We start from the raw sequence: 21,770 nt of genomic DNA on the forward strand, positions 1-21,770 counted from the left end.
CACACTCAGGAGGCTGGCCATGTTCGCTGAACGTCGTGTCGGAGGCATCGGGGTCTGGTTCGTCGGGGCCCGCGGCTCCGTCGCCACGACCGCCATGACGGGATGCGCGGCGGTCACCGCCGGGCTGCACCCGCCGACGGGCATGGTCACCGAAACCCCGCCGTTCACCGGGTCCGGCCTCCCCTCCCTCTCCTCGCTGGTCTTCGGCGGACACGACACGGCGGCGTGCCCGCTGCCCAAACGCGCGGAGGAACTGACCACGGCGGGCGTCCTCCCGCACGGCCTGGCCACCGCCGTGCACGGTGAACTGGCCGCGGCTGACGCGGAGATCCGACCCGGTGGCCCCCTGGCCGGGGACACGCGCACCGACGAGGAACTCATCACGTCCTTCACCTCCGACATCATCGACTTCACGCACCGCCACGGCCTCGCCCGTACGGTCGTCGTCAACGTCGCCTCCACGGAGCCCGCTCCGCACCCGGACGACCCGCGCCTGGCACCCAGCTCCCTCTACGCGGTCGCCGCACTGCGGGCCGGCTGCCCTTACGTCAACTTCACCCCCTCCACCGGGCTGCGCGCCGCGGCCCTCACCGACGCCGTCGCCGCCTGTGGACTTCCCCACGCGGGCCGCGACGGCAAGACCGGCCAGACGCTGCTCCGTTCCGTACTCGCCCCGATGTTCGTGCAGCGCGCCCTGTCCGTACGGGCATGGTCCGGCACCAATCTCCTGGGCGGCGGGGACGGGGCGGCGCTGGCCGACCCGGCCGCGGCGGCGGCGAAGAACGCCGGCAAGGAACGCGTCCTCGCCGACACCCTGGGCGTGGTACCGGAAGGCCACGTCCACATCGACGACGTCCCCGCCCTTGGCGACTGGAAGACCGCCTGGGACCACATCGCCTTCGACGGCTTCCTCGGCTCCCGGATGGTCCTCCAGACCATCTGGCAGGGCTGCGACTCGGCCCTCGCCGCCCCCCTGGTCCTGGACCTGGCCCGCCTCGTCTCCCGCGCCCACGAGGCCGGCCTCTCGGGACCCCTCCCCGAACTCGGCTTCTACTTCAAGGACCCGGACGGGGGGCCGGCGGCCCTCTCCGACCAGTACGCCGCGCTCCTCGCCTTCGCGGCCCGGCTCCGGAACGCCCGATGACGCCCCCCACCGGCACGGCGCACCCGACGGGAACGCGCCCGGCCGGGGCGGGCCCAACCGGCCCCACCGGTGGGCGCCCTCGCGGGGCACGCCGACGGGCCTGGGCGGAACTCCTGCGCGTCTCCGCCCTGTTCTCCGTGCCGGGCGACGCCCTCGCGGGCGCGGCTGCCGTGGGCGTGCGCCCCAACCGGCGCACGGTACTGGCCATCGGTTCCTCCCTCTGCCTGTACGAAGCGGGCATGGCGCTCAACGACTGGGCCGACCGCGACGAGGACGCCGTCGACCGCCCGCACCGTCCCATCCCCTCGGGCCGCGTCACGCCGCCCGCCGCCCTGGCCGCCTCGACGGTCCTCACGGCCACGGGCCTCGCGCTCGCCGCCCGCGCGGGCCGCGCGCCGCTGACGGTGGCGACCGCCCTGGCGGCGACGGTATGGGCGTACGACCTCCGCCTGAAGCACACCCGCGCGGCCCCCGCCGCCATGGCTACGGCCCGTGCCCTGGACCTCCTCCTCGGCGCGACGGCCACGGCCGCCCACCCCCGCCCGCCCGCCGCCCGGGCTCGGGCCGGGGCATGGGCCCGAGCCCGAAGCGCACACCGCGGGCGAACCGGTCCGTCCACCGCAGGTTCCCGCTCCGGGACCCGGCGGGCCGTGCCCACCCTGCCGCGCGCCGGGCGGCCGAAGCCCGGCGGCCTCGTCCCGTCGGCCGCCCTGCCGTCCGCCGTCCTCATCGGCGCCCATACCTACGCGGTCACCGCCGTGTCCCGTCACGAGGCCCGTGGCGGTTCGACAGCCGCCCCGCTCGGTGCCCTCGCGGCGACCGTCCTGCTCGGCGCCGTGGCGTCCCGCCTCCCGGACGAGGCCATCGGCCGGGGAGCCCGGCGAGCCCGGGGAGGCGGGGAATCCCGAGGAGCCCGGGGAGCGCAGGAAGTCCGAGGAGGCCGTGGACCGTGGGGCAGGGACCGGTCGAGGGGCGGCCTCACCACGACCCTCTCCGCGGCGGCCTACCTCCGCACCGCCGCCGTACCCCTCCTCCACGCGGCGCTCAACCCCTCACCGCCCCTCACCCAACGCGCCGTCGGCGGCGGCATCCGGGCCATGATCCCCCTCCAGGCCGCGCTGGCCGCCCGGGAAGGAGCCGTGGGCACCGGACTCTCCCTCATCGGGCTCGTCCCACTCGCCCGCGCCCTCGCCCGGAAGGTGAGCCCCACATGAGTGAGCCATACATGAGTGAGCCCCACACGATCGAGCCCGACACGAGCGCTCCCCCCACCGCCCTCCGCTTCGGCTACGGCACCAACGGCCTCACCGACCTCCGCCTCGACGACGCCCTCGCCCTCCTCGCCGACCTCGGCTACGACGGCGTCGGCCTGACCCTCGACCACATGCACCTCGACCCCCTCGCCCCCGACCTGGCCGCCCGCACCGCCCGGGTCGCCCGCCGACTGGGCGATCTGGGCCTGGGCGTCACCGTCGAGACCGGCGCCCGATATGTACTCGATCCCCGTCGCAAACACGGCCCCTCCCTCCTCGACCCCGAGCCGGACGGCCGAGCCGCCCGCACCCGCCTCCTCGCCCTCGCCGTCCGGGTCGCCGCCGACCTCGGCGCGCACGCCGTGCACTGCTTCAGCGGCACCGCCCCCGACGACATCCCGCCCACCGACACCACCACCGCCTGGAAGCGGCTCGAAGAGTCCCTCACCCCCGTCCTGGACGCCGCCGCCACCGCCGGCATCCCGCTCGCCGTCGAACCCGAACCCGGCCACCTCCTCGCCACCCTCGGCGACTTCCACCACCTCCGCCGCACCCTCGGCGATCCGGGCCCCCACCTTCTCGGCCTCACCCTCGACATCGGCCACTGCCAGTGCCTGGAGCCGGCTTCCCCGGCCGACTGCGTCCGCGACGCCGCGCCCTGGCTGCGGCACGTCCAGATCGAGGACATGCGGCGCGGCGTCCACGAACACCTCCCGTTCGGCGACGGAGAGATCGACTTCCCGCCCGTCCTGGAAGCCCTGGCAGCCACCGGCTACCAGGGCCTCACGGTCGTCGAGCTGCCCCGCCACTCCCATGCGGGACCCGAACTCGCCCGCGCGTCGATCGAGTTCCTCCACAACGTGACTGGCACGAAGGGAGCACCGGCGCCATGACAGCGACCCGCAAGGAACTGGACGACCGGCTCGACGGCACCGCCCGCGCCTGGCTCGACGAGGCCCTCGCCGAGGCCGCGCACGCCGCCGACGCGCCGCCCGAGCCGACGAGCCCCTACCTGGCCGCCTCCTGGGAGCTGCGGTTCGCCTCCGTGGGCCGCCACTGCGGAGCCGAACACGCCGACTCCGTACGCACCCTCCTCCTCCACGAGGCCCGCGCCGACACGGACACCCTCACCCGCCTCTACCAGCACGGCACCGCCGCCGAGCGCCGCGCCGTCCTCCTCGCCCTCTCCTCCCTCGTCCCGGGCCCGGAGGCCCTGCCCCTCGTCGAGGACGCCCTGCGCACCAACGACACCCGGCTGGTCGCCGCCGCCGTCGGCCCCTACGCCGCAGCCCACCTCGACACGCACTCCTGGCGCCACGCCGTTCTCAAGTGCCTCTTCACCGCCGTCCCCGTCGACGCCGTCGCCGATCTGCCGCAGCGGGCCCGAGGTGACGCCGAACTGGCCCGGATGCTCGCCGACTACGCCGCCGAACGCACCGCCGCCGGCCGCCCCGTCCCCGCCGACCTCCACCGCGTCCTCGCCCTGACCGTCCCCCCGGAGGAGCCCTGATGCGCATCTTCGACCCGCACATCCACATGACCTCCCGCACCACGGACGACTACCAGGCGATGTACGACGCCGGGGTCCGCGCGCTGGTCGAACCCTCCTTCTGGCTCGGCCAGCCCCGCACCTCGCCCGCCACCTTCTTCGACTACTTCGACGCGCTGCTCGGCTGGGAACCCTTCCGCGCCGCCCAGTACGGTATCGCCCACCACTGCACCCTGGCCCTCAACCCCAAGGAGGCCAACGACCCCCGCTGCACCCCCGTCCTCGACGCGCTGCCGCGCTATCTCGTCAAGGACTCGGTCGTCGCCGTCGGCGAGATCGGCTACGACTCCATGACCCCCGCCGAGGACACCGCCCTGGCCGCCCAGCTCCAGCTCGCCGCCGACCACGGCCTCCCCGCCCTCGTCCACACCCCGCACCGGGACAAGCTCGCCGGACTGCGCCGCACCATCGACGTCATCCGCGAATCCCACCTCCCCCCGGAGCGGGTCTTGCTCGACCACCTCAACGAGACAACCGTGAAGGAAGCCTCTGACAGCGGTGCCTGGCTCGGTTTCTCCATCTACCCCGACACCAAGATGGACGAGGACCGCATGGTCACGATCCTCAAGACTTACGGCACCGAGCGCGTCCTGGTGAACTCCGCCGCCGACTGGGGCAAGAGCGACCCACTCAAGACCCGCAAGGTCGGTGACGCCATGCTCGCCGCCGGATTCACCGACGACGACGTCGACCAGGTCCTGTGGCGCAACCCCGTCGCCTTCTACGGCCTCAGCGGACGCCTCCACCTCGAACTCCCCTCTCCAGGCCCCCTCCACGAGGGGAACTCCATCCTCCGCGGCGGGGAATGAAAGGAGCCGGCCATGCGCTTCCGCCACCCGGACGGCTCCACCCTCCACCTCGCCTACTGCACCAACGTCCACCCCGCCGAGACCCTCGACGGAGTCCTCGCCCAGCTCCGCGACCACTGCGAACCGGTCCGCAGACGCCTCGGCCGCGACCGCCTCGGCATCGGCCTCTGGCTCGCCAAGGCCGCCGCACACGCCCTGACCACCGACCCGGCCGCCCTGCGCGCACTCCGCGCCGAACTCGACCGACGCGGCCTGGAAGTCGTCACCCTCAACGGCTTCCCCTACGAGGGCTTCGGCGCCGACGAGGTCAAGTACCGCGTCTACCAGCCGGACTGGACCCGGCCCGAGCGTCTGGCCCACACCACCGACCTCGCCCGCCTTCTCGCCGCGCTCCTCCCCGACGACGTCACCGAAGGCTCCATCTCCACCCTGCCCCTCGCCTGGCGCACCTCCTTCGACGCCGCCGCGGCCGACACCGCCCGCTCCGCGCTGATCACCCTTGCCGAACGCCTGGACGCCCTGGAGGAGCTCACCGGCAGGTCCATCCGCATCGCCCTCGAACCCGAGCCCGGCTGCACGATCGAGACCACCGCCGACGCGATCGGCCCGCTCACCGACGTATCAAGCCCCCGCATCGGCATCTGCGTCGACACCTGCCACCTCGCCACCTCCTTCGAAGATCCGCACACGGCCCTGGACGCCCTGGTCGCGGCCCGGGTCCCCATCCCCAAGGCCCAGCTCTCCGCGGCCCTCCACGCCGAACACCCCCACCTCCCCGAAGTGCGCGAAGCCCTCGCCGCCTTCGCCGAACCGCGCTTCCTCCACCAGACCCGAACCCGCACCGCCGGAGGCCTGCGCGGCACCGACGACCTCACGGAGGCCCTCGACGGCGAAACGCTCCCCGACGGCGCCCCGTGGCGCGCCCACTTCCACGTCCCCCTGCACAGCTCGCCCGCCGCGCCCCTCACCTCCACCTTGCCCGTGCTCCGCGACACCCTGGCCCGGCTCGTCGGCGGCCCGGCCCCGCACACCCGCCACCTCGAGGTCGAGACCTACACCTGGCAGGCACTCCCGCCCGGCCTGCGCCCCCGCACCCGGGGCCGACTCGCCGACGGCATCGCCGCCGAACTCACCCTCGCCCGCGACCTCCTCACCGACCTCGGCCTCAAGGAACTCCCATGAACCGGCCCACCCCCCTCCTGGTCCTGGACGTCGTCGGCCTCACCCCCCAGCTCCTCGACCACATGCCCCACCTGGGACGGCTCGCCCGCGACGGCTCCCACGCCCCGCTCGGCACCGTCCTGCCCGCCGTCACCTGCGCCGCCCAGTCCACCTTCCTCACCGGCACCCTCCCCGCCGAACACGGCATCGTCGGCAACGGCTGGTACTTCCGTGAACTCGGCGACGTCCTGCTGTGGCGCCAGCACAACGGAGTCGTCTCCGGCGACAAACTCTGGGACGCGGCCCGCCGCGCCCATCCCGGCTACACCGTCGCCAATATCTGCTGGTGGTACGCCATGGGCGCCGACACCGACATCACCGTCACCCCCCGACCCGTCTACTACGCCGACGGCCGCAAGGAACCCGACTGCTACACCCGCCCACCGGCCCTCCACGACGAACTCACCGAGAAATTCGGCACCTTCCCCCTCTTCCACTTCTGGGGCCCCGGCGCCGACATCGTCTCCAGCCGATGGATCATCGACGCCACCCGCCACATCATCCGCACCCGCACCCCCGACCTCGCCCTGTGCTACCTCCCGCACCTCGACTACGACCTCCAGCGCTACGGCCCCGACGACCCGCGCTCCCACCAGGCCGCCACCGACCTGGATGCGGCCATGGCCCCCCTCCTCGCCGACGCGCAGGCCGAAGGCCGCACCGTCGTCGCCCTGTCCGAATACGGCATCACCCGGGTGAACCGGCACGTCGACATCAACCGCGCCCTGCGCCGCGCCGGGCTGCTCGAGGTCCACACCCAGGACGGCATGGAGTACCTCGACCCCATGGCTTCCCGAGCCTTCGCCGTCGCCGACCACCAGATCGCCCACGTCTACGTACGACACCCCGAGAACCCCGAGAACATGGCCGCCGCCCGCGCCGCCCTCGCCGACCTGCCCGGTATCGAGACGCTCCTCGACGACGAAGGCAAGAAGGCCCACGGACTGGACCACCCCCGCTCGGGCGAGCTCGTCGCCCTCGCCGACCCCGACGCCTGGTTCACGTACTACTACTGGCTCGACGACGCACGCGCGCCCGACTTCGCCCAGCTCGTCGAGATCCACCGCAAACCCGGCTACGACCCCGTCGAGCTGTTCATGGACCCCCTCGACCCCTATGTACGCCTCAAGGCGGCCACGGCGATCGCCCGCAAGAAACTCGGCATGCGCTACCGCCTGGCGGTCGTGCCCCTCGACCCCTCACCTATTCGCGGCAGCCATGGCCGCCTCCCCACGAGCGATGACGAAGGTCCGCTCATCGTGTGCTCCACCCCCCGCGCACTCCAAGGCCGCGTCGCGGCCACCGATGTGAAGTCCCTGCTGCTCCAACTCGCCGGTCTCCACTGACCTGACCTCAGTGAAGCAGACGCCACTGACAACGAGGAGTTATCCACATGCGTCGCACGACCAGGACCACCGATCCCGAGCTCGCGCACAAACTCAGCAGACGCAACATGCTCGGTGTCGCCGCCGGCGCCACCGCCGCCGCCCTCCTCGGCGGCACCACGACCCCCGCCTCGGCCGCCGAAACCGGCGCGAGCAGCGGCCGCGGCCGCCCCGTCCTGCCTCCCGGTCGCCTCGGCATCCAGCTGTACTCCCTGCGCGACAAGGTCTCCACCCTCGGCTTCGCCAAGGTCTTCGAGGAACTGCGGCGCTTCGGCTACGACGAGGTCGAGTACGCCGGATACTCACAGGGCGCCGCCGGCCCCATCACCCTCACCCAGCTGAAGCGGCTCACCCGCGACCACGGCCTGCGCGCCATCGGCAGCCATGTCGGCTACTACTCCTCCGACCCCACGGCGTACACCTTCGCCCAGAACCTCACCAAGGTCCTCGACGACGCCCAGGCGCTCGGCCTCAGGCACATCGGCACCGCCTCCGGCCCCTGGCGCTACGGCGCCACCGTCGACGGCTGGAAGCGCTGCGCCGAGGAGTTCAACCACTACGGTGCCGAGGCGAAGAAGCGCGGCATGAAGTTCTACCAGCACAACCACGCCGAGGAGTTCTCCTTCGCCACCGACCGGCCCGACGTCCGGCTCTACGACGTGCTCCTCGCCGAGACCGACCCGGACCTCGTCTACCTGGAGATGGACATCTACTGGGCGTACGCCGGTCAGTTCCGGTTCGGCAGGCGCGCCGACGGCACGCCTGCACCCTTCGACCCGCTCGCCTACGTACTGAAGCACCCCGACCGCTACCCGCTCTTCCACGTCAAGGACGGTGAACACGACACCTCCGCCCGCGACGGCTACCGGATGGTGGACGTCGGGGACGGCGACATCGACTACCAGCGCTTCATCTCGGCGGTCACCCGCACGCACGGCGGCCGCCGCGACCACCACTGGCAGGCCGAACACGACAATCCGGTCGAGTCCTTCACGTTCGCCCGCAAGGCGAGCACTCACCTCCACTCACTCCGTGAGAAGCACTGCTAGCCGTCCCGGCTGATCGGCCGCGGGCTCGCCCTGATGGCCGGCCCATGGCCGCCCGCCGTCAGCTCCCACCACATCGGCCACTGCCTCCCGGTGGAGCACCCCGACGCTCCGACGCCGCCTCGTACCGCGCCGGTCGGGGCCGCGACGGCACCCCGACCCAGCGAGCGCCGGGCCGTAGCGCAGCAGCGGGGGCATCGGGTCCCCGCCCACCGCCTAGCCGATGCCCTGCCGGTCGGCTTCCATGGCGAACACCCGGTCGGCGGACTGCGCCACCGTACGCTCCACGGCCTGTTGGAGGAGCGCGCGGTGGCGCAGCAGAGGCTCCCGCCGCTCTGGCGGAGCGAGCAGCAACAGATCGTCGATGCCGGCCAGCATGCGCCGGGTGACCTGCGGGCTGCCCGCCGTGCACAGCCTCAGCTCGGTGAACGCGAGATCGACCAGGTCGTTCCACCCCGGTACGTCCTGGACCAGCCGCACCACGCCCCGCCGGTCGCGGTGCCGCACGGTACCCAGGGGGCGCGCCGCGGCGGCCGCCAGGAACTGCACGATCCGGTCGAGGCACTGCACCGCCGTCGTCGGATCGTTCACCGCCGACGACATTGCACGCAGCGCGATGTCCACCAGCTGCCGAAGCCCGAACGCCACGTCCTGGTGGAACGTCCGCTCCACCCCCACCGACACCCCCACCACCCCCGCCGACCGCAAGGCGCCCGGGACCGGCGCCCGCCCGCCGTGCACGGCCAGCACCGGCGTACCCGGCACCACGTAGTCCCCGATACGCGGGATCAAGCGCAACACCATCCCCTGTCGCCGTGCCACCCGCACCAGCCGCGCCACATACACGTCGCGCAGCACCCCGGCCCGCCCCCGGTGCACGATCCGGCCGGTCTCGGGCGGCAGCACGTCGAGGTCCCGCCCACCGGCCGACTGCCGTACCAGCGCCCCCAACGCCTCCCGAGTGATCCGGTCCACCACGGGTCCCACCTGCATCAGGCGCAGCGTGGTCGTCACATACGCGATGAACAACAGCAGACTCAGCCCCACCAGCAACAACGTCACCACCGACTGCACCAGTGGCACGGTTGTGATCCGCTCCGGGTCGGTCTCGCTCTCGTACGACGTCAGCACCAGCAGCGAGAACAGGAACGTCGACAGGAACACCGTCAGCGTCAGCTTGCTGATCCGGCTCCGCACGAAGATCCGCACCACCCGGGGAGTGAGCTGCCCGCTGGCCATCTGCACGGCCACCAGCGAAATGCTGAAGACCACGCCGATGAAGGTCATCATGGCGGAGCTGACCGTCGTGACGACCGTCTTGGCGTCCTCGGCGATCGAGGTGAGATCACTGATCTCCTCGTACGCCCGCCGCTCCCGCAGGTGGTCGACGATCGCGGCATCGGCCGTCGCCGCCACCATCCAGAGCACGACTACGCACACCAGCCCCGCGGTGGGGGCGAACCAGAAGGTGTCCCGCAGATGCTCCCGCAGCGGTGACAGCATGCGAGGCCTGCGGGATTCCGGCACAAAGCGCACACGCGCACGCTACTCCTACGCTTCGTACGCACATGGAAACGCTCCGTGTCAGTCGCCCGGGGCGTGCCTGGGGAAGACCCGCCCCGGCCGTCTGACCACGGGATATGCGGGTGAAGGGCGCCTCGAACCCCTGGTAGAGTTATCCGTGTCGCCGAGGGGAGCAGCCCGAAAGCGACAGACACCTTGTCCGGGTGGCGGAATGGCAGACGCGCTAGCTTGAGGTGCTAGTGCCCTTTATCGGGCGTGGGGGTTCAAGTCCCCCCTCGGACACCAGTGGGACGTTCACGAGATCGTCCCGAAGCGTTCACGAATTACCGGTCGAGTCATGTGACTCACCGGTAATTCGTCGTTTCTGGGGCCTCAAGCCTCGTGATCGGCTCGATGAGGAGGTGAGGCGGTGGCGGCCCAGGCAATGCGCCTCTCACCTGCGGAAACAAGACATGCCTGCGCGACGGTTAGTAGCCGTGGCGCAGGCATGTGGGGTTTTCAGGGGGCGGAGCGCGGCGGAGGTGCGTCACTCGCGTGGCGGAGGCTCCACCTGCTCGGTCGGAAGCGGTCGCGCCTGGGGCGGGTAGGAGGGCTCACCGGGTTGGGCTGCGGCGCTCTGCGTGCTGGCTTTGCGGGGCTGGATGCCCTGGTCGCGGAGGAACCGTCGGATGGCTCTGAGGTTCGCCACGAAGATGATGACGGCATTGAGCAGGGTCTGTGCGACGCGTCCGTGCGGCAGGCGGAGCTGGGGATTGTCGATGCTGTCGAGGGCGGACTTCTTGAGATTGCCGTTGCCGCCCTCGTTCTGACTGCGCAGTCCGGACCAGGCTTCCTGCCACAGAGGGGTGAACAGGGGGTATTTCTGCCGCCACTTGGCCAACACGGTGCCCGGGACGGTGATGCTCTTCCCTCTGCAGATGTCGGGGTAGACGGGGGTGTCCCGCTTGGGCCTGGGGATGGTGGGCAGGGCCGCCGGGGTACGGACAGCGGGGGCGTCGAGGTCGACGACGGTGGACGGGCGTGGCTGGGGTCGGCGGTAGCAGGTGACCGTGGCGTGGGACCCGAGGGCGGGGCACTGTCGACGCTGGTCCCCTGCGGGGCCGTACTCCTTGATCTTGGTCTGGTAGTCCTTCCGGGACTGGATCAGGTTGAGTGCGTGGGCGCGGTCCTCGTCCGTGCGGCTGTCGATGTACGTGGCGCCCGCAGTGATGAGCGGGGTGGGCATTAGCGGGCAGTAGAACTCGCTTCGACCTCCGGGATGACGGTGACGTGCCTGTCGACAGGCTCTGCAACACCTGCAAGCACCGCCCACGACCTGGACGAGGTCTGACAAGGGCAGGCGGCGACGAGCGCAGGGAGTGCCGGAAGTCCTCCCGCTGCTCCTCCGCACCCAGCGAGGAAGAGGCGCGCGCTGGTCCACCTGGTTCGCTTCTTCGTTACTTCGGTTCCTCGGCCCGCAGGGTGTCGCCACGCATGGCCTTGTCCGTGGCCCGCCCGATGACAGCAGTCGCTCCTGCGTCCACAGCCCCTCCGACAAGGCCCCCCAGGATTGGGATCCCCTTGGCGAGCGTGATCGCAGCGCGCTGGGTCCCATACTTCGCGACGAGGTGGGTCCCTGCCTTCTTGTTGATCGCCCGGATCATCGTGATCGGGATCTTCTTGATCATCTGCTCGCCGAACTTCTGGCCTGCCTTCACCCCGAAGGCTGCGAGGACGTGCTGCGTGCTCATCCCGATCGCGAGCATCATCGCGACGGTCCGCGCGTGCGGATCACGGATGTCCCATCCCCGAAGGTGCGCGATGGCGCCGGCCATCCGCATGTTGACGGCGAAGGATGCGGCCACGTTCGCGGGTATCGTCACGCCTGCGGTCAGCAGACCTCCGAGCCCGGTGATGAACCCCTGAGCCCCGGCTGCGGCCACGGACTCCTTGATGAGGCGGGCGACGACCGCGTCGATGTCGTCCTTCATGTCCTGGGGAGAGCGGCGCTCATCGTCACCAGGTGCCCGGTAATCGGCACCCTGCCGACGCGAAAGACGGTCCTCGGCCCAGGTTGCCGACCCCCTGATCGGCCCCACGCCGTTCACCATGACCTTCTCCGCAAGCTCAGCGACCCACTGCCCGGCCTTCTCGGCCGCTCCTTCATCAGGAGTCTTCTCGTCGGCCATCACATGCTCCTTCCGCGAGCGCCCCGCCGGGGGCATCCCGCACTGCTGCGGGTAGGAGAAGGATTCCGGTCGCCGGCATCCCGGCAGCCCTGTGGGCGGCTGAAGCCGCATCCCCCTCGCTACCGCCCGTCCACCCCTTCGCGTCACGACGTCCTTCGCCGCGCCGCCTTACACGAGCTGAAGCGGCTACACCTTCCCATACGCTTGAAAGCATCGTCAAACCGCTTCGGTTCGCTGGTGTGTGCCCGGTTCAGGGATGACGAGCAGACTGTGTCGGCTACGTCCCGCACGCGGCCCCACCAGGAACGGGCACGGCTGCCCGGTCCACGAGACGTACAGGCTGTCCCCCGGGTGCAGGCGGCGAACAGCATGCAGCTTCCGCGGCGAGGGTGGCCTCGTGCTGGAGCCGGTCGAGCTTCTGCGGGGTGGCGGCCGAAGAATTCGGCAGGGCGTGGTCGTTGACGCCGACGACGGCGGTGTAGCGGTACTCGAGCCCTAAAAAGTGTGCATGCACCCGCGTTGACTGCGTCGTCGGTGCGGGCGACTCCCGCGCGGACCACCCGGCTTGCGCGGACCACCCGGCTTGCGCGGACCACCCGGCTTGCGGGGACCCCGGCCGCGATCGAGCGGTCCTTGGCTCTCGCAAGTCACTATGACCGCGCACAGGTACCGATCTCCTCGTACGCGGCACCGCCGTCCACCAACTCACGCACCTGCTCGACCCGGTCGTCGAGCTCAGCCTCCTCCATCTCCGCCGCGCGGACGCGTGGCCCGAAACCGTGTAGGGCCGAGCTGTACCCGATCAGCGTGTCGTGCCGTCCATGTCTGCCAGTTCGGCGTAGGGGCGTGGGTACGGGCATCCGGAGGGCCGAGCGGGGTACGCGACGACCCTGGCAAGCGAAGGTGGTTCCGCTCGGCCGCAGTTGGCCCTTCTCGGTAGTTGATAGCGTGTGTGTGGCGGAGCACACGCAGGCTGGGGGCAGCATGGGGCTGGCAAACCAAAAGATCGCTTCTCAAATCGAGGACCTGTTGCAGGGCAAGGTCGTCATTCCCTCCATCCAGCGCGACTTCGTCTGGATGAGGCCCGACGTACGCGATCTCTTCGATTCCCTCTACCGGGGCTACCCCGTCGGTGCCCTGCTGCTGTGGAAGACCAATCTGACCGTCCCCTTCAAGACGGCTGCCGTCGTCCAGGCCGACAAGTCGGCGCACCAGCCTCTCTACCTGCTGGACGGGCAACAGCGGTTGACCTCCCTCGCGTGGGTGTACCGGCCGGAGTCGAAGGCGGACGGCCGGTTCATCGACCTGCGCTTCGACGTGCGCACCGAGGAGTTCGTCAACCCGAGCGCGATCCAAGGCAAGGACCCGCTCCTGTTCCGTGTTTCCACCTTGCTGCAGGAGAACGTGCAGTACCACGAGGTGCTCAAAGCGGCCGGGATCGAGTACTCCGCCCCGCAGTTCGGCGCATGGATGCAGCGCCTGCAGAAGGTGCATGACATCCGCAGGCAGGAGATCGCCGTCATCACCTACGAGTCCGACGACTACGAGGAGGTCGCCGAACTCTTCGCCCGGTTGAACAAGGGCGGTCGAAGGTTGTCCAAGGGTGACCTCGTCTACAGCGCCATCGCGGCGCGCTGGTCCGACGGCCTGGACACCATGGACGCCTTCCACCAGGAGTTGCAGGACAGCAACTTCGCCCTGAACAGGGAAGCCGTCCTGCGTCTCACGAGCCTCCTCGCGGGAACCGGCGCACATCACATCAAGCTCATCGGGGCGGACATGGACGAAGCCGCGCTGAAGGAGGCCTGGCACGCCACCGAGAGGGCGCTGCGCTTCGCCATCGACTTCCTGAAGGGCGAGTGCTCGATCCCCCGGTCCGAGGTCCTCTCGTCGCCGAACGTCACTATCGTGCCCGCCCTGTTGCTGCACCACCGGGACGGCAAGCTGCGTCCGGGGGAGGCTCAGCTGCTGCGCCGCTGGGTGTACACGGCGATGGCGTTCAGTCACTACTCGCTGCAGGTCGAGGGCAAGCTCGACGCGGAGGCACGGCTGATCAAATCGCGTGAGGGAGAGGGCCTGTTCGCCGAACTCATCCGCCGGGCCTCCGGCACCCGGTCCCGGGACAGCGCCCTCCATCCGAGGGACCTGGAGCAGAAGTACTCCACGCATCCCTTCTTCAAACTGCTCTACATCGCCGCGTTGCGGGGCACGGCGCGAGACTGGGCGACCAACATCGCCATCAGCGACCAGCCGATGAGCAGCGGCGCCAAGATCGAATTCCATCACGTGTTCCCGCGCGCCCGAGTCCAGGGGACATACGCGAAGGAGGAGTGGAACAGCCTCGCCAACCTGGCCTTCGTCACCGGTCAGACGAACAAGATGATCTCCTCCAGGCTGCCCGTCGACTACATGGCGGGGATCGCGCCGGAGCGCCTGGCCGAGCAGTGGATCCCCGGCGATCCGGAGCTGCGGTCCCTGGACCGTTTTCCCGACTTCCTGGCCGCACGCCGGAGTCTGCTGGCCAACGTCCTCAACGAGCTGCTCGGTCTTCCCCGCTACGACGCACAGGCCACCCACCGGGACACCGACGAGCTGCCTGCCGACGAGCAGCTGATCGTGGAGGGCCCGACCGCACCCACGCTCGTCGGGGCGGAGCTCCAAGAACTTCGCACGAAGTACGGTGTTGAGATCCATGCGACCTACGAAGGCCAGCGCGTTGACGCCTACTACGATCCCGCGTCCCGCGTCGTGAGGATCCCCTCCGGTCCGGGGCGAGGCGAGTACGAGACTCCCAGCGGGGCGGCGGTCGCCTTGGTCCACGCCCTGAACCCGCACGTCAATCCGAATCGGAACGGATGGACGTTCTGGACCGTCACTGCCACGGGGCGGTTGTTGCAGAGCATTCGGTAGTGGACGGCCCCTCCATCTGCCTGCCTACGTCAGGCCTCCGCGCTTGTGAGGTTTGACGTAGGTGTGTCCCTTCGGTAGCTGATGAGACCCGGTCAGGCCGGCGCTGCGATGGGCGTCGGCGTACGCGGCCTGGGCCGTATCGCTGGCCTGCTTGCCCAGGTGCCCTATCTTCATCAGGTGCCCCGCGACGCCGTGCCGTGAAGAGGCGCTCGGCAGGTGCACGACCCGCTGCTTCTTCGGCTTGGGCAGTACGAAGGGCGTGTAGCAGACGAGGCGGACCGTTCTCTCGCCCGGACGGGCCGGAAAGTGAAGAACGCCGTCGGCCGCGCAGCTTCCTGTTTCCCAGGTGAGGCGTTTTCGGGCGATGAGCCCGTTCACCGAAGCGCGGATCGCGTCGCTCGAGTACTGGTGGGACATGCCACGGCTTCGAACGCCGCGGATCAGGTTCTCCACCGGCAGAAGTGCGCTGCCCGCCTCGTCGAGATGGCCGAGTTTGCGGATTGTCTCCTGCACGAGCACCTCGAGCGAGACACCGATGCCCGCTCGGCTGTGGGCCAGGCTCGTCGGGAGTTCACGGGCGATGATCCGGGAGTCATACGCGTAAGAGAACCGCTTCTTCGCGATGAAGACGGGACGTTCCAGTGGGGTGAGAGACAGACGCAGCCGGCTGCGGTCCAGTTTGGGAGGTCGCTGCACCTTCTGCACCGTCAGGAGCCGAGGCAGTGACGACGGCCGGGGCATGAGGCTCATGGGTACTGGCCACCTCAGTGGTTCTTTGCAGGTGGCAGTCCGCGCAGTGGGCGAGTTTCCTTCCCGCACTCGTGGTCTTGATGGCGACCACTGTGTCCGTGGTCGCCCTGCCGCACAGGTGGCAGGAGAAGGAAACCGGCGCGGAAAGCTTCTGCAAGGTCCAGCGGACATGAGTACGTGTGCTCTGCAAGATCTCTGCACCCTGGAAGTGTGTTTCCTGAGCACTCACGATCGGCCCCCCTTGTCGCGCGAACTCAGCCGTGCCCCGCCGTGCCCCCGGCCGTGACGGTGCGCCACGTCAACGCCGGCGAGGGAGGCGCCACGGGTGGCGATCGCCTTGTTCCGTGTCCGTGTCCTGTGTGCGGGACACGAAGCTGCGACGAAGAGTTTGCCTGACCCATGTCGGCAGAACCAGAGTGAGGAACTCGCTCTACACTCCCGCCTCCATCAGGAACGGACTGGGCTTGCCCGACCAGGAGACGTACAGGCTGTCGCGGGCCCTTGTGCAGGCGACGAACAGCAGGCAGCGTTCCGACAGCATGTCCGTCTCGTGCTGCTTGGGATCCACCTCGGGCGGTGTGACCGCCTTGGGGAACGGCAGCGCGTCCTCGGTGACGCCGATGACCGCGACGCAGCGGAACTCCAGGCCCTTGAACGAGTGCATGGTCCCGACGCGCACGGTCGTCCCGTCCTGGGTGGAGGCCTCGGCGGCGCGCAGGGTGGCGGCGGGAACGCCGGCGTCCTTCAGGCGGGCGACCGCCTTCGCGCACGTCTTGTTGAACCGGGCGCTGACCCCGATCTCCCCGGCGCCGACACCCGCGTACATCCACGCCTTCACCTGCTCGACGAGCAGGTCCAGTTCGGCCTCCTCGGTCGACGCGTCCCGTACGACGGGGCCGTCGCCGTGGAGGGCGGAGCGGTAACCGAGCAGGGTCTCGTTGCGGCCCTCGTCTTCGAGCTGGGCGATCGGGCGGCCGATCAGCAGGGCGGTGGACCAGCGCAGGATCTCCTGGGTGCTGCGGTAGTTCTTGCGCAGCTTCATCGACCGTCCGGCCACCTTGATACCCAGCGACTTCAGCGACACCCGCGAGTCGTAGATGCGCTGGTGCGGATCGCCCGCGATGAACAGGTCGTCCGGGCGGGCGGGGACGGCCGCGCGCAGCAGCCTCCACTGCGCAGGGTGGAGGTCCTGCGCCTCGTCCACCACGACGTGCCGGTACGGCGGCCCCTTCGCCTCCAGCAGCCGTGCCGCCTCCGCGCACGTCTGCAGCCAGGTGCGGGCCCCGTCCGCGGCCAGGTCGGCGGTGAACCGCTCCACCGTCTCCCACACCAGAGGCCGCTCGGCGGTTGTCAGCCGGCTGCCCCGTCCCCGCCGGTCCGCCGCCTCGTACTCGGCGAGGGTGGTGATGCCCTGCGCCAGGACGACATGCCGGTACTCCTGGGCGAGGAACTGCGCGCTGCCGGTGAAGCCCGTCACCTTGGCGGCCTTGCCCCAGCGGCTCACCTCCTCGTTGTTCATCAGCGGCCGCAGCGGCACGGCGTCCGGTGCCTCCGCGACGACCCGGCTCGCGAAGCCGTCGACGGTGGACGTGTCCACGCGTGCGCGCAGCTCCGGGTCGTCCACCAAGGACTCCAGGCCCGATCGGAGTGCGCCCACGAGCGCGTTGGTGTAGGTGGTGAGGAGGATGCGGTCGCCCTCGCGCAGGTGGCCGAGCAGGTGTTTCACCCGATGCAGCGCGACGACGGTCTTGCCGGTGCCAGGCCCGCCCGTGACCTGCGCGGGGCCCGAGTACGACGCCCGGTAGGCCACCTTCCGCTGGGAGGGGTGCAGGAACACCCGCCAGGCCGCAAAGGGCTTCTCGAGGATGTCCCGCAGCTCCTCGGGAGCCGTCACCAGCGCGATACGCGCCCGGGTGTACTGGATCGCGGTCTCGTAGTCCCGCGTGTCCACCGGCTGCGTGGACGCCTGAAGCGCCGGCGCCACGATGTCCTGCCAGACCTCCTCCACCGTGCAGCCCGCGGCCAGGTACTGCAGCACCTCCCGCTGGTCCTGCGGCAGCAGCGGCGCGAAGACGTCCAACTGCTCCTGGTCGACGAGCGACCGGGCCTGCCGCAGTGTCTCGTCATCGATGCCGAGAGCCTTCAGGTCCCCGTCGGAGAACTTCGCGAACAGCCGGGGCTTCGGCGACGACTCGGCCACTCGCTCGTACGCCGGCGTGATCTCGTCCAGGGTCGCCGCGTCCCGGATCTCGACCGCGCGCGTGACCTCGTTGATGCTGGACTTCTGCTTCATGGCCCAGGCGATGGCCTTGTCGTGAGCCATGACCCTCAGCAGGACGAAGGTGTCCCCGGAGGGCGGTGCGAGCACCACACCGCGCCAGAACTGGTCGATGCGGATCGTCCGGATCTGCTTGTCCTTCGCCTTCACGAGGCTTTCCAGCTTCAGACCCTGATCCTGGAAGAGCTGGTCCAGAGTGAGCCGGTTGAACTTCTCCCAGGCGTCGAGCACACCCTTTCTCACCGGGGGCTGGAGCTTGGGGAGTTCGGCGAAGAAACCGATGTCGAAGGCGAGCTGCGGCATGCGGAGATCCTAGTGCCCCGGCCGCCCGCGGTGCGGGCAAAGGCCAGGTCAGGCCGAGGAACCGGCACTGTCGCCGTCGAGATCCAGACGGATCACCGCCAGGGTCTCGGCCACCTCGGCGGTCAGCTCGTCGTCCGGGCCGAACACCACGCACAGGTCCGTGTGCAGCGGCTCCAGGACGTCGTACGCCTCCGCCGCCCGCTGCTGGGCCAGCAACAGCATGCCGATGTCGCGGCGCAGCTCCACCGCGTTCTCGCTCACGTCACCGTCGACGGCGCGGACGGCGTCGAGCACGTCGTGCAGCCCGGCCAGCGCCTCGGTCACCTGGCCGAGTTCGCCACGGCAGCGCGCCGCCTGCGCGCGGCAGTCCAGGGCCTCCTCGCTGCTCGGCCCGCTGACACGCCCATAGGCGTCCGCCAGGGCCTCGAACTCCGGCAACGCGGACCGGTGATCACCCGCAAGCTGACGGCTGAACGCCCGGCGCCTGCGGAGCGCGAGGACCGCCTTGCTCTCCGCGCCGAGCACCCGGGCGGCCGACTCGATCATCTCGCCGACCACTTCGGCCGCCTGCGAGAAGCGGTCCTCGTCCCACAGCGCGGCGCAGTGTTCGTACACCTCGCGGATCTGCTCCCGCAGCTCGTCACGCTGGGCGGGTGGCAGCACGGGTGCCGGAACCGCGTCCGGCCCGGCGCCGACCGCGTTCTCCCGCGCGCCCGACGCTGCGGCGCGCGAGCGGGGCGCGTAGGGGCGGCGGAAGATCCCGGTGGGGTCGGGCGCCCCGGCGAGCCCCGCCGCCTCGGGTTCGGACTCCTCGCCGGGCACGGGCAGGTGGGGGCGCAGCCGCTCGTACACCTCCTGCACGTCCGCCGGGCGCGCCTCGGGCGCCTTGCGGAGCAGGTGCAGGACGAGTTCTTCCAGTGACTCCGGAACGTCGGCCCGCAGCCGGCGCAGCGGCACCGGGGCCGCGTTGACGTGCTGCATCATCAGCTGCCACTCGCTGTCCCCCGCGAACAGCGGCTGTCCGCACAGCAGTTCGTGCACGACGCACCCGAGCGCGTACAGGTCGGTGTGCGGTGTCACCCGGGCGCTGCGCACCTGCTCCGGCGCCATGTACTGGTACGTCCCGACCGGGCTGCCTGTGGCGGTCAGCTTGGTGACGTCCGTGCGCAGGATTGCCGCGATGCCGAAGTCCAGCACCTTCACCGTGCCGTCCCGGGCGACGAGGATGTTGCTGGGCTTCAGGTCACGGTGGACGACGGGCACGTCGTGCGCGTACGACAGCACGGTCGCCACCTGCGCCGCCACGGCCACCGCCCAGCTGACGGGGAGCGGCGGCCGGTCCGGGCTCACGTACGCGGTCAGCGGCACGCCGTCGACCAGTTCCATCACCAGGAACAGCTGCTCGTACGACTCGTCGAGCACCGCGTCGAACACCTGGGGCACACCCGGGTGCTGGATGCGCGCGGTGACACGGGCCTCGCGCCGGAACCGCTTCGCGAACTCCTCCGCCAGATGCGGCGAGGTCACGGCCTGCGGGCGGATCAGCTTCACGGCGACCGGCCGGTCCAGCACGGCGTCGTAGCCGCGCCACACGTCCCCCATGCCGCCGTGGCTGAACTGCTCCAGCAGCTCGTAGCGCCCCGCGATCCGTCGTACGTCCGGCACCTGGTCCTGGCCCCCGCCCGCGTCGAGTGTCCGAAGACGACTTCAGAGGTCTTCAGAGGTCTCCGATGTGTTCGGGGATCAGTCTTCCGGGCGAGGGCGTGCGCGTCCAACCTGCGGGGGTGCCGCTTGCGTGATCAGGTCATGCCGGGTAAGGGGTGCACTCGGCCCAGACCGTCTTGCCGGGCCCGCCTCCGGCGCGCGGCGAACAGCCCCAGCGGTCGGCCAGCGCCGCGACCAGCAGCAGGCCGCGCCCGCTCTCGCCGTCCGGTGACGGGTCGGCGGGGAGGAGGGGGACGTTTTCTCCACGGGTGTCGGTGACCTCGATCCGTACGGTGCGGGTCGACAGGGAGGCCGTCATATGCACCTGGAAGTCCCGGCCCGGGACGTGCCCGTGCTGTACGGCGTTGGCGCACAGCTCCGCGGCGACGAGGGTGACGACGTCGTGGGCGTCGCTGCCGTACGGGACGCCCCAGGCATCGAGGCAGTGCTCGCACAGGCGGCGGGCGAGGCGGGCACCGCGCGGCGTGGAGCTGAAGCGCATCGTGAATTGGTGCACCGTGAGGGGTGATTGTGTTGCGGTCATGCACTCACCGTGGCGTGCGGTGGCCTAGCGTGACCAGTGGTGACGCGCCGCTCACGGACCTTCGTACGGAGCGGGCGCGGGTGGTGTACGGAGCGGTACGCGGGGAGAGGCGGCACAGCGGTGACCGAGGTGCGGGACGAGGAGACGGCGGCGCGGCGGCAGCAGCGGCCGGAGGATGAGCCGGGGACGGGCGTGGTGACCGCGTTCGGGCGGCAGTTGAAGCTGCTGCGGACGCGGGCGGGGCTGGAGCGGGCGGAGTTCGGGAAGCGGGTGGGGTACTCGGGGGAGACGGTCGCGTCCATTGAGCAGGGGAGGCGGATTCCGCAGCCTCAGTTCATCGAGCAGGCGGATGAGGTGCTGGGGGCGGGTGGGGTCCTTACGGCGCTTAAGGAAGAGGTCGGGCGTGCCCAGTACCCGGCATTCTTTAGAGACATGGCTCGGTTGGAGGCCGGTGCGGTGTCCCTCCACGTCTACGGAGCCTTGGCGGTACCGGGGTTGTTGCAGACGGAGGAGTACGCGCGGACCGTGTTCACGATGCGACGCCCGCTGCTGGATGAGGAAACGGTGGAGCAGCGCATCACGGCCCGTCTGGCGCGGCAGGAGATCTTCTCGCGCAAGCCGCTACCGACCCTGAGCTTCGTGATCGAGGAGTCGGTCCTTCGGCGGCCAATCGGCGGATGGCCTGTGCTGCGGGGGCAGTTGGAACACATTCTGCTGCACGGTCAGCGGAGGAACGTCGTGATTCAGGTGATGCCCACTGGGGGAACCGAACACTGCGGCCTGGGTGGCCCGTTCACCTTGATCGAAAACCGTGAAGGGCGGAGGATGGCCTACGTTGAGGTTCAGCAGAACAGCCGCCTCTACACCGACCGTCCGGAGGTGCGGGATGCGGAGGAGCAGTACGGCATCCTCAGGGCCCAGGCCCTGACTCCCCGGGAATCGCTGGCCTTCGTCGAAGGACTCTTGGGAGGGACATGAACCACCGAGTGGATGAGCCGACGGTTCCTGAGTCGGCCTGGTTCAAGAGCAGCTACAGCAGTGGCGAGGGCGGCGAGTGCATCGAGGTTGCCGAGGCCAGCGACGCTGTATGGGTGCGTGACTCCAAGCGGCCCGCAGAAGCCAGGCTGTCCTTCGGGTCGGGGGCGTGGGCCGGCTTTGTGCGGATGGCCTCAGGTCGCTGAA

Annotated in this window: 18 protein-coding genes and 1 tRNA gene; 12 read left to right on the top strand and 7 right to left on the bottom strand. The window is 70.3% G+C overall.

What is annotated here, in order from left to right; genetic code table 11:
* The first annotated feature begins 19 nt into the window (after nucleotides 1–19).
* The 8 genes from ABT360_RS08565 to ABT360_RS08600 are packed head-to-tail and all read left to right on the top strand — an operon-like array spanning nucleotide 20 to nucleotide 8,410.
* A complete protein-coding gene (locus tag ABT360_RS08565; RefSeq protein WP_351812755.1) occupies nucleotides 20–1,144 on the top strand; it encodes an inositol-3-phosphate synthase in 1,125 nt (374 codons plus the stop codon).
* Entirely contained in the window at nucleotides 1,141–2,358 is a 1,218-nt protein-coding gene (locus ABT360_RS08570) for an SCO3242 family prenyltransferase (protein WP_351812758.1), read from the top strand. Before ABT360_RS08565 ends, ABT360_RS08570 begins: the two co-directional genes overlap by 4 nt.
* A gap of 11 nt (nucleotides 2,359–2,369) precedes the next feature.
* The gene (locus ABT360_RS08575) at nucleotides 2,370–3,290 is read left to right on the top strand and encodes a sugar phosphate isomerase/epimerase family protein (RefSeq protein ID WP_351812858.1); all 921 of its coding nucleotides are present in this window, start codon (nucleotides 2,370–2,372) and stop codon (nucleotides 3,288–3,290) included.
* Nucleotides 3,287–3,907 (top strand): EboA domain-containing protein, encoded by a 621-nt coding sequence (locus tag ABT360_RS08580; RefSeq protein WP_351812761.1) that lies wholly within the window; start codon nucleotides 3,287–3,289, stop codon nucleotides 3,905–3,907. The genes ABT360_RS08575 and ABT360_RS08580 overlap by 4 nt, the downstream gene beginning before the upstream one ends.
* Nucleotides 3,907–4,755: a TatD family hydrolase gene (locus ABT360_RS08585; RefSeq protein WP_351812764.1), complete on the top strand. Its 849-nt coding sequence runs from the start codon at nucleotides 3,907–3,909 to the stop codon at nucleotides 4,753–4,755. The genes ABT360_RS08580 and ABT360_RS08585 overlap by 1 nt, the downstream gene beginning before the upstream one ends.
* A gap of 12 nt (nucleotides 4,756–4,767) precedes the next feature.
* A complete protein-coding gene (gene eboE, locus ABT360_RS08590; RefSeq protein WP_351812767.1) occupies nucleotides 4,768–5,937 on the top strand; it encodes a metabolite traffic protein EboE in 1,170 nt (389 codons plus the stop codon).
* A complete protein-coding gene (locus ABT360_RS08595; protein ID WP_351812770.1) occupies nucleotides 5,934–7,322 on the top strand; it encodes a nucleotide pyrophosphatase/phosphodiesterase family protein in 1,389 nt (462 codons plus the stop codon). Before eboE ends, ABT360_RS08595 begins: the two co-directional genes overlap by 4 nt.
* Nucleotides 7,323–7,369: 47 nt before the next feature.
* Nucleotides 7,370–8,410 carry a sugar phosphate isomerase/epimerase family protein gene (locus ABT360_RS08600; protein WP_351812773.1) on the top strand — a complete coding sequence of 347 codons (1,041 nt, stop codon included), beginning with the start codon at nucleotides 7,370–7,372 and terminating at the stop codon, nucleotides 8,408–8,410.
* A 213-nt stretch (nucleotides 8,411–8,623) separates the two neighbouring features.
* Here the strand turns inward: ABT360_RS08600 and ABT360_RS08605 are convergent, their stop codons facing one another.
* Nucleotides 8,624–9,910 carry a DUF2254 domain-containing protein gene (locus tag ABT360_RS08605; protein ID WP_351812775.1) on the bottom strand — a complete coding sequence of 429 codons (1,287 nt, stop codon included), beginning with the start codon at nucleotides 9,908–9,910 and terminating at the stop codon, nucleotides 8,624–8,626.
* A gap of 218 nt (nucleotides 9,911–10,128) precedes the next feature.
* Here ABT360_RS08605 and ABT360_RS08610 point away from each other — a divergent pair.
* Nucleotides 10,129–10,216: transfer RNA gene (locus tag ABT360_RS08610), tRNA-Leu, on the top strand.
* A 241-nt stretch (nucleotides 10,217–10,457) separates the two neighbouring features.
* Here the strand turns inward: ABT360_RS08610 and ABT360_RS08615 are convergent.
* Both ABT360_RS08615 and ABT360_RS08620 read right to left on the bottom strand, forming a co-directional pair.
* Nucleotides 10,458–11,156, bottom strand: a complete 699-nt coding sequence (locus tag ABT360_RS08615) for a hypothetical protein (protein WP_351812778.1) — start codon at nucleotides 11,154–11,156, stop codon at nucleotides 10,458–10,460.
* A gap of 211 nt (nucleotides 11,157–11,367) precedes the next feature.
* The gene (locus ABT360_RS08620) at nucleotides 11,368–12,099 is read right to left on the bottom strand and encodes an EcsC family protein (RefSeq protein WP_351812781.1); all 732 of its coding nucleotides are present in this window, start codon (nucleotides 12,097–12,099) and stop codon (nucleotides 11,368–11,370) included.
* 984 nt (nucleotides 12,100–13,083) lie between these two features.
* Here ABT360_RS08620 and ABT360_RS08625 point away from each other — a divergent pair.
* Nucleotides 13,084–15,009 carry a GmrSD restriction endonuclease domain-containing protein gene (locus tag ABT360_RS08625; protein WP_351812784.1) on the top strand — a complete coding sequence of 642 codons (1,926 nt, stop codon included), beginning with the start codon at nucleotides 13,084–13,086 and terminating at the stop codon, nucleotides 15,007–15,009.
* Nucleotides 15,010–15,033: 24 nt separating this feature from the next.
* On the opposite strand, the gene ABT360_RS08630 is transcribed toward ABT360_RS08625, so the two are convergent.
* From ABT360_RS08630 to ABT360_RS08645, 4 genes are all read right to left on the bottom strand, one after another.
* A complete protein-coding gene (locus ABT360_RS08630; RefSeq protein WP_351812787.1) occupies nucleotides 15,034–15,759 on the bottom strand; it encodes a hypothetical protein in 726 nt (241 codons plus the stop codon).
* A gap of 430 nt (nucleotides 15,760–16,189) precedes the next feature.
* A complete protein-coding gene (locus tag ABT360_RS08635; RefSeq protein ID WP_351812790.1) occupies nucleotides 16,190–18,340 on the bottom strand; it encodes a DEAD/DEAH box helicase in 2,151 nt (716 codons plus the stop codon).
* Nucleotides 18,341–18,388: 48 nt separating this feature from the next.
* A complete protein-coding gene (locus ABT360_RS08640; RefSeq protein WP_444852195.1) occupies nucleotides 18,389–19,942 on the bottom strand; it encodes a protein kinase domain-containing protein in 1,554 nt (517 codons plus the stop codon).
* A gap of 202 nt (nucleotides 19,943–20,144) precedes the next feature.
* Complete coding sequence (locus ABT360_RS08645) at nucleotides 20,145–20,588, bottom strand: ATP-binding protein (protein ID WP_351812795.1); 444 nt, start codon at nucleotides 20,586–20,588, stop codon at nucleotides 20,145–20,147.
* Nucleotides 20,589–20,708: 120 nt separating this feature from the next.
* Between ABT360_RS08645 and ABT360_RS08650 the strand changes: the two genes are divergently transcribed.
* Entirely contained in the window at nucleotides 20,709–21,566 is an 858-nt protein-coding gene (locus ABT360_RS08650) for a helix-turn-helix domain-containing protein (protein ID WP_351812798.1), read from the top strand.
* Complete coding sequence (locus ABT360_RS08655; protein WP_351812801.1) at nucleotides 21,563–21,769, top strand: DUF397 domain-containing protein; 207 nt, start codon at nucleotides 21,563–21,565, stop codon at nucleotides 21,767–21,769. Before ABT360_RS08650 ends, ABT360_RS08655 begins: the two co-directional genes overlap by 4 nt.
* The last annotated feature ends 1 nt before the right edge of the window (nucleotide 21,770 follow it).

This window comes from Streptomyces sp. NPDC000229 (assembly GCF_040300825.1).
In the GTDB taxonomy this organism is placed as follows: Bacteria; Actinomycetota; Actinomycetes; order Streptomycetales; family Streptomycetaceae; genus Streptomyces.

Coding starts and splice junctions, on each gene's coding strand:
- ABT360_RS08585 (WP_351812764.1), top strand. CDS start 3,907: ATGCGCATCTTCGACCCGCACATCCACATGACCTCCCGCACCACGGAC.
- ABT360_RS08630 (WP_351812787.1), bottom strand. CDS start 15,759: ATGAGCCTCATGCCCCGGCCGTCGTCACTGCCTCGGCTCCTGACGGTG.
- ABT360_RS08625 (WP_351812784.1), top strand. CDS start 13,084: ATGGGGCTGGCAAACCAAAAGATCGCTTCTCAAATCGAGGACCTGTTG.
- ABT360_RS08600 (WP_351812773.1), top strand. CDS start 7,370: ATGCGTCGCACGACCAGGACCACCGATCCCGAGCTCGCGCACAAACTC.
- ABT360_RS08570 (WP_351812758.1), top strand. CDS start 1,141: ATGACGCCCCCCACCGGCACGGCGCACCCGACGGGAACGCGCCCGGCC.
- eboE (WP_351812767.1), top strand. CDS start 4,768: ATGCGCTTCCGCCACCCGGACGGCTCCACCCTCCACCTCGCCTACTGC.
- ABT360_RS08655 (WP_351812801.1), top strand. CDS start 21,563: ATGAACCACCGAGTGGATGAGCCGACGGTTCCTGAGTCGGCCTGGTTC.
- ABT360_RS08595 (WP_351812770.1), top strand. CDS start 5,934: ATGAACCGGCCCACCCCCCTCCTGGTCCTGGACGTCGTCGGCCTCACC.
- ABT360_RS08575 (WP_351812858.1), top strand. CDS start 2,370: ATGAGTGAGCCCCACACGATCGAGCCCGACACGAGCGCTCCCCCCACC.
- ABT360_RS08565 (WP_351812755.1), top strand. CDS start 20: ATGTTCGCTGAACGTCGTGTCGGAGGCATCGGGGTCTGGTTCGTCGGG.
- ABT360_RS08640 (WP_444852195.1), bottom strand. CDS start 19,942: ATGGGGGACGTGTGGCGCGGCTACGACGCCGTGCTGGACCGGCCGGTC.
- ABT360_RS08645 (WP_351812795.1), bottom strand. CDS start 20,588: ATGACCGCAACACAATCACCCCTCACGGTGCACCAATTCACGATGCGC.
- ABT360_RS08620 (WP_351812781.1), bottom strand. CDS start 12,099: ATGGCCGACGAGAAGACTCCTGATGAAGGAGCGGCCGAGAAGGCCGGG.
- ABT360_RS08605 (WP_351812775.1), bottom strand. CDS start 9,910: ATGCTGTCACCGCTGCGGGAGCATCTGCGGGACACCTTCTGGTTCGCC.
- ABT360_RS08615 (WP_351812778.1), bottom strand. CDS start 11,156: ATGCCCACCCCGCTCATCACTGCGGGCGCCACGTACATCGACAGCCGC.
- ABT360_RS08580 (WP_351812761.1), top strand. CDS start 3,287: ATGACAGCGACCCGCAAGGAACTGGACGACCGGCTCGACGGCACCGCC.
- ABT360_RS08635 (WP_351812790.1), bottom strand. CDS start 18,340: ATGCCGCAGCTCGCCTTCGACATCGGTTTCTTCGCCGAACTCCCCAAG.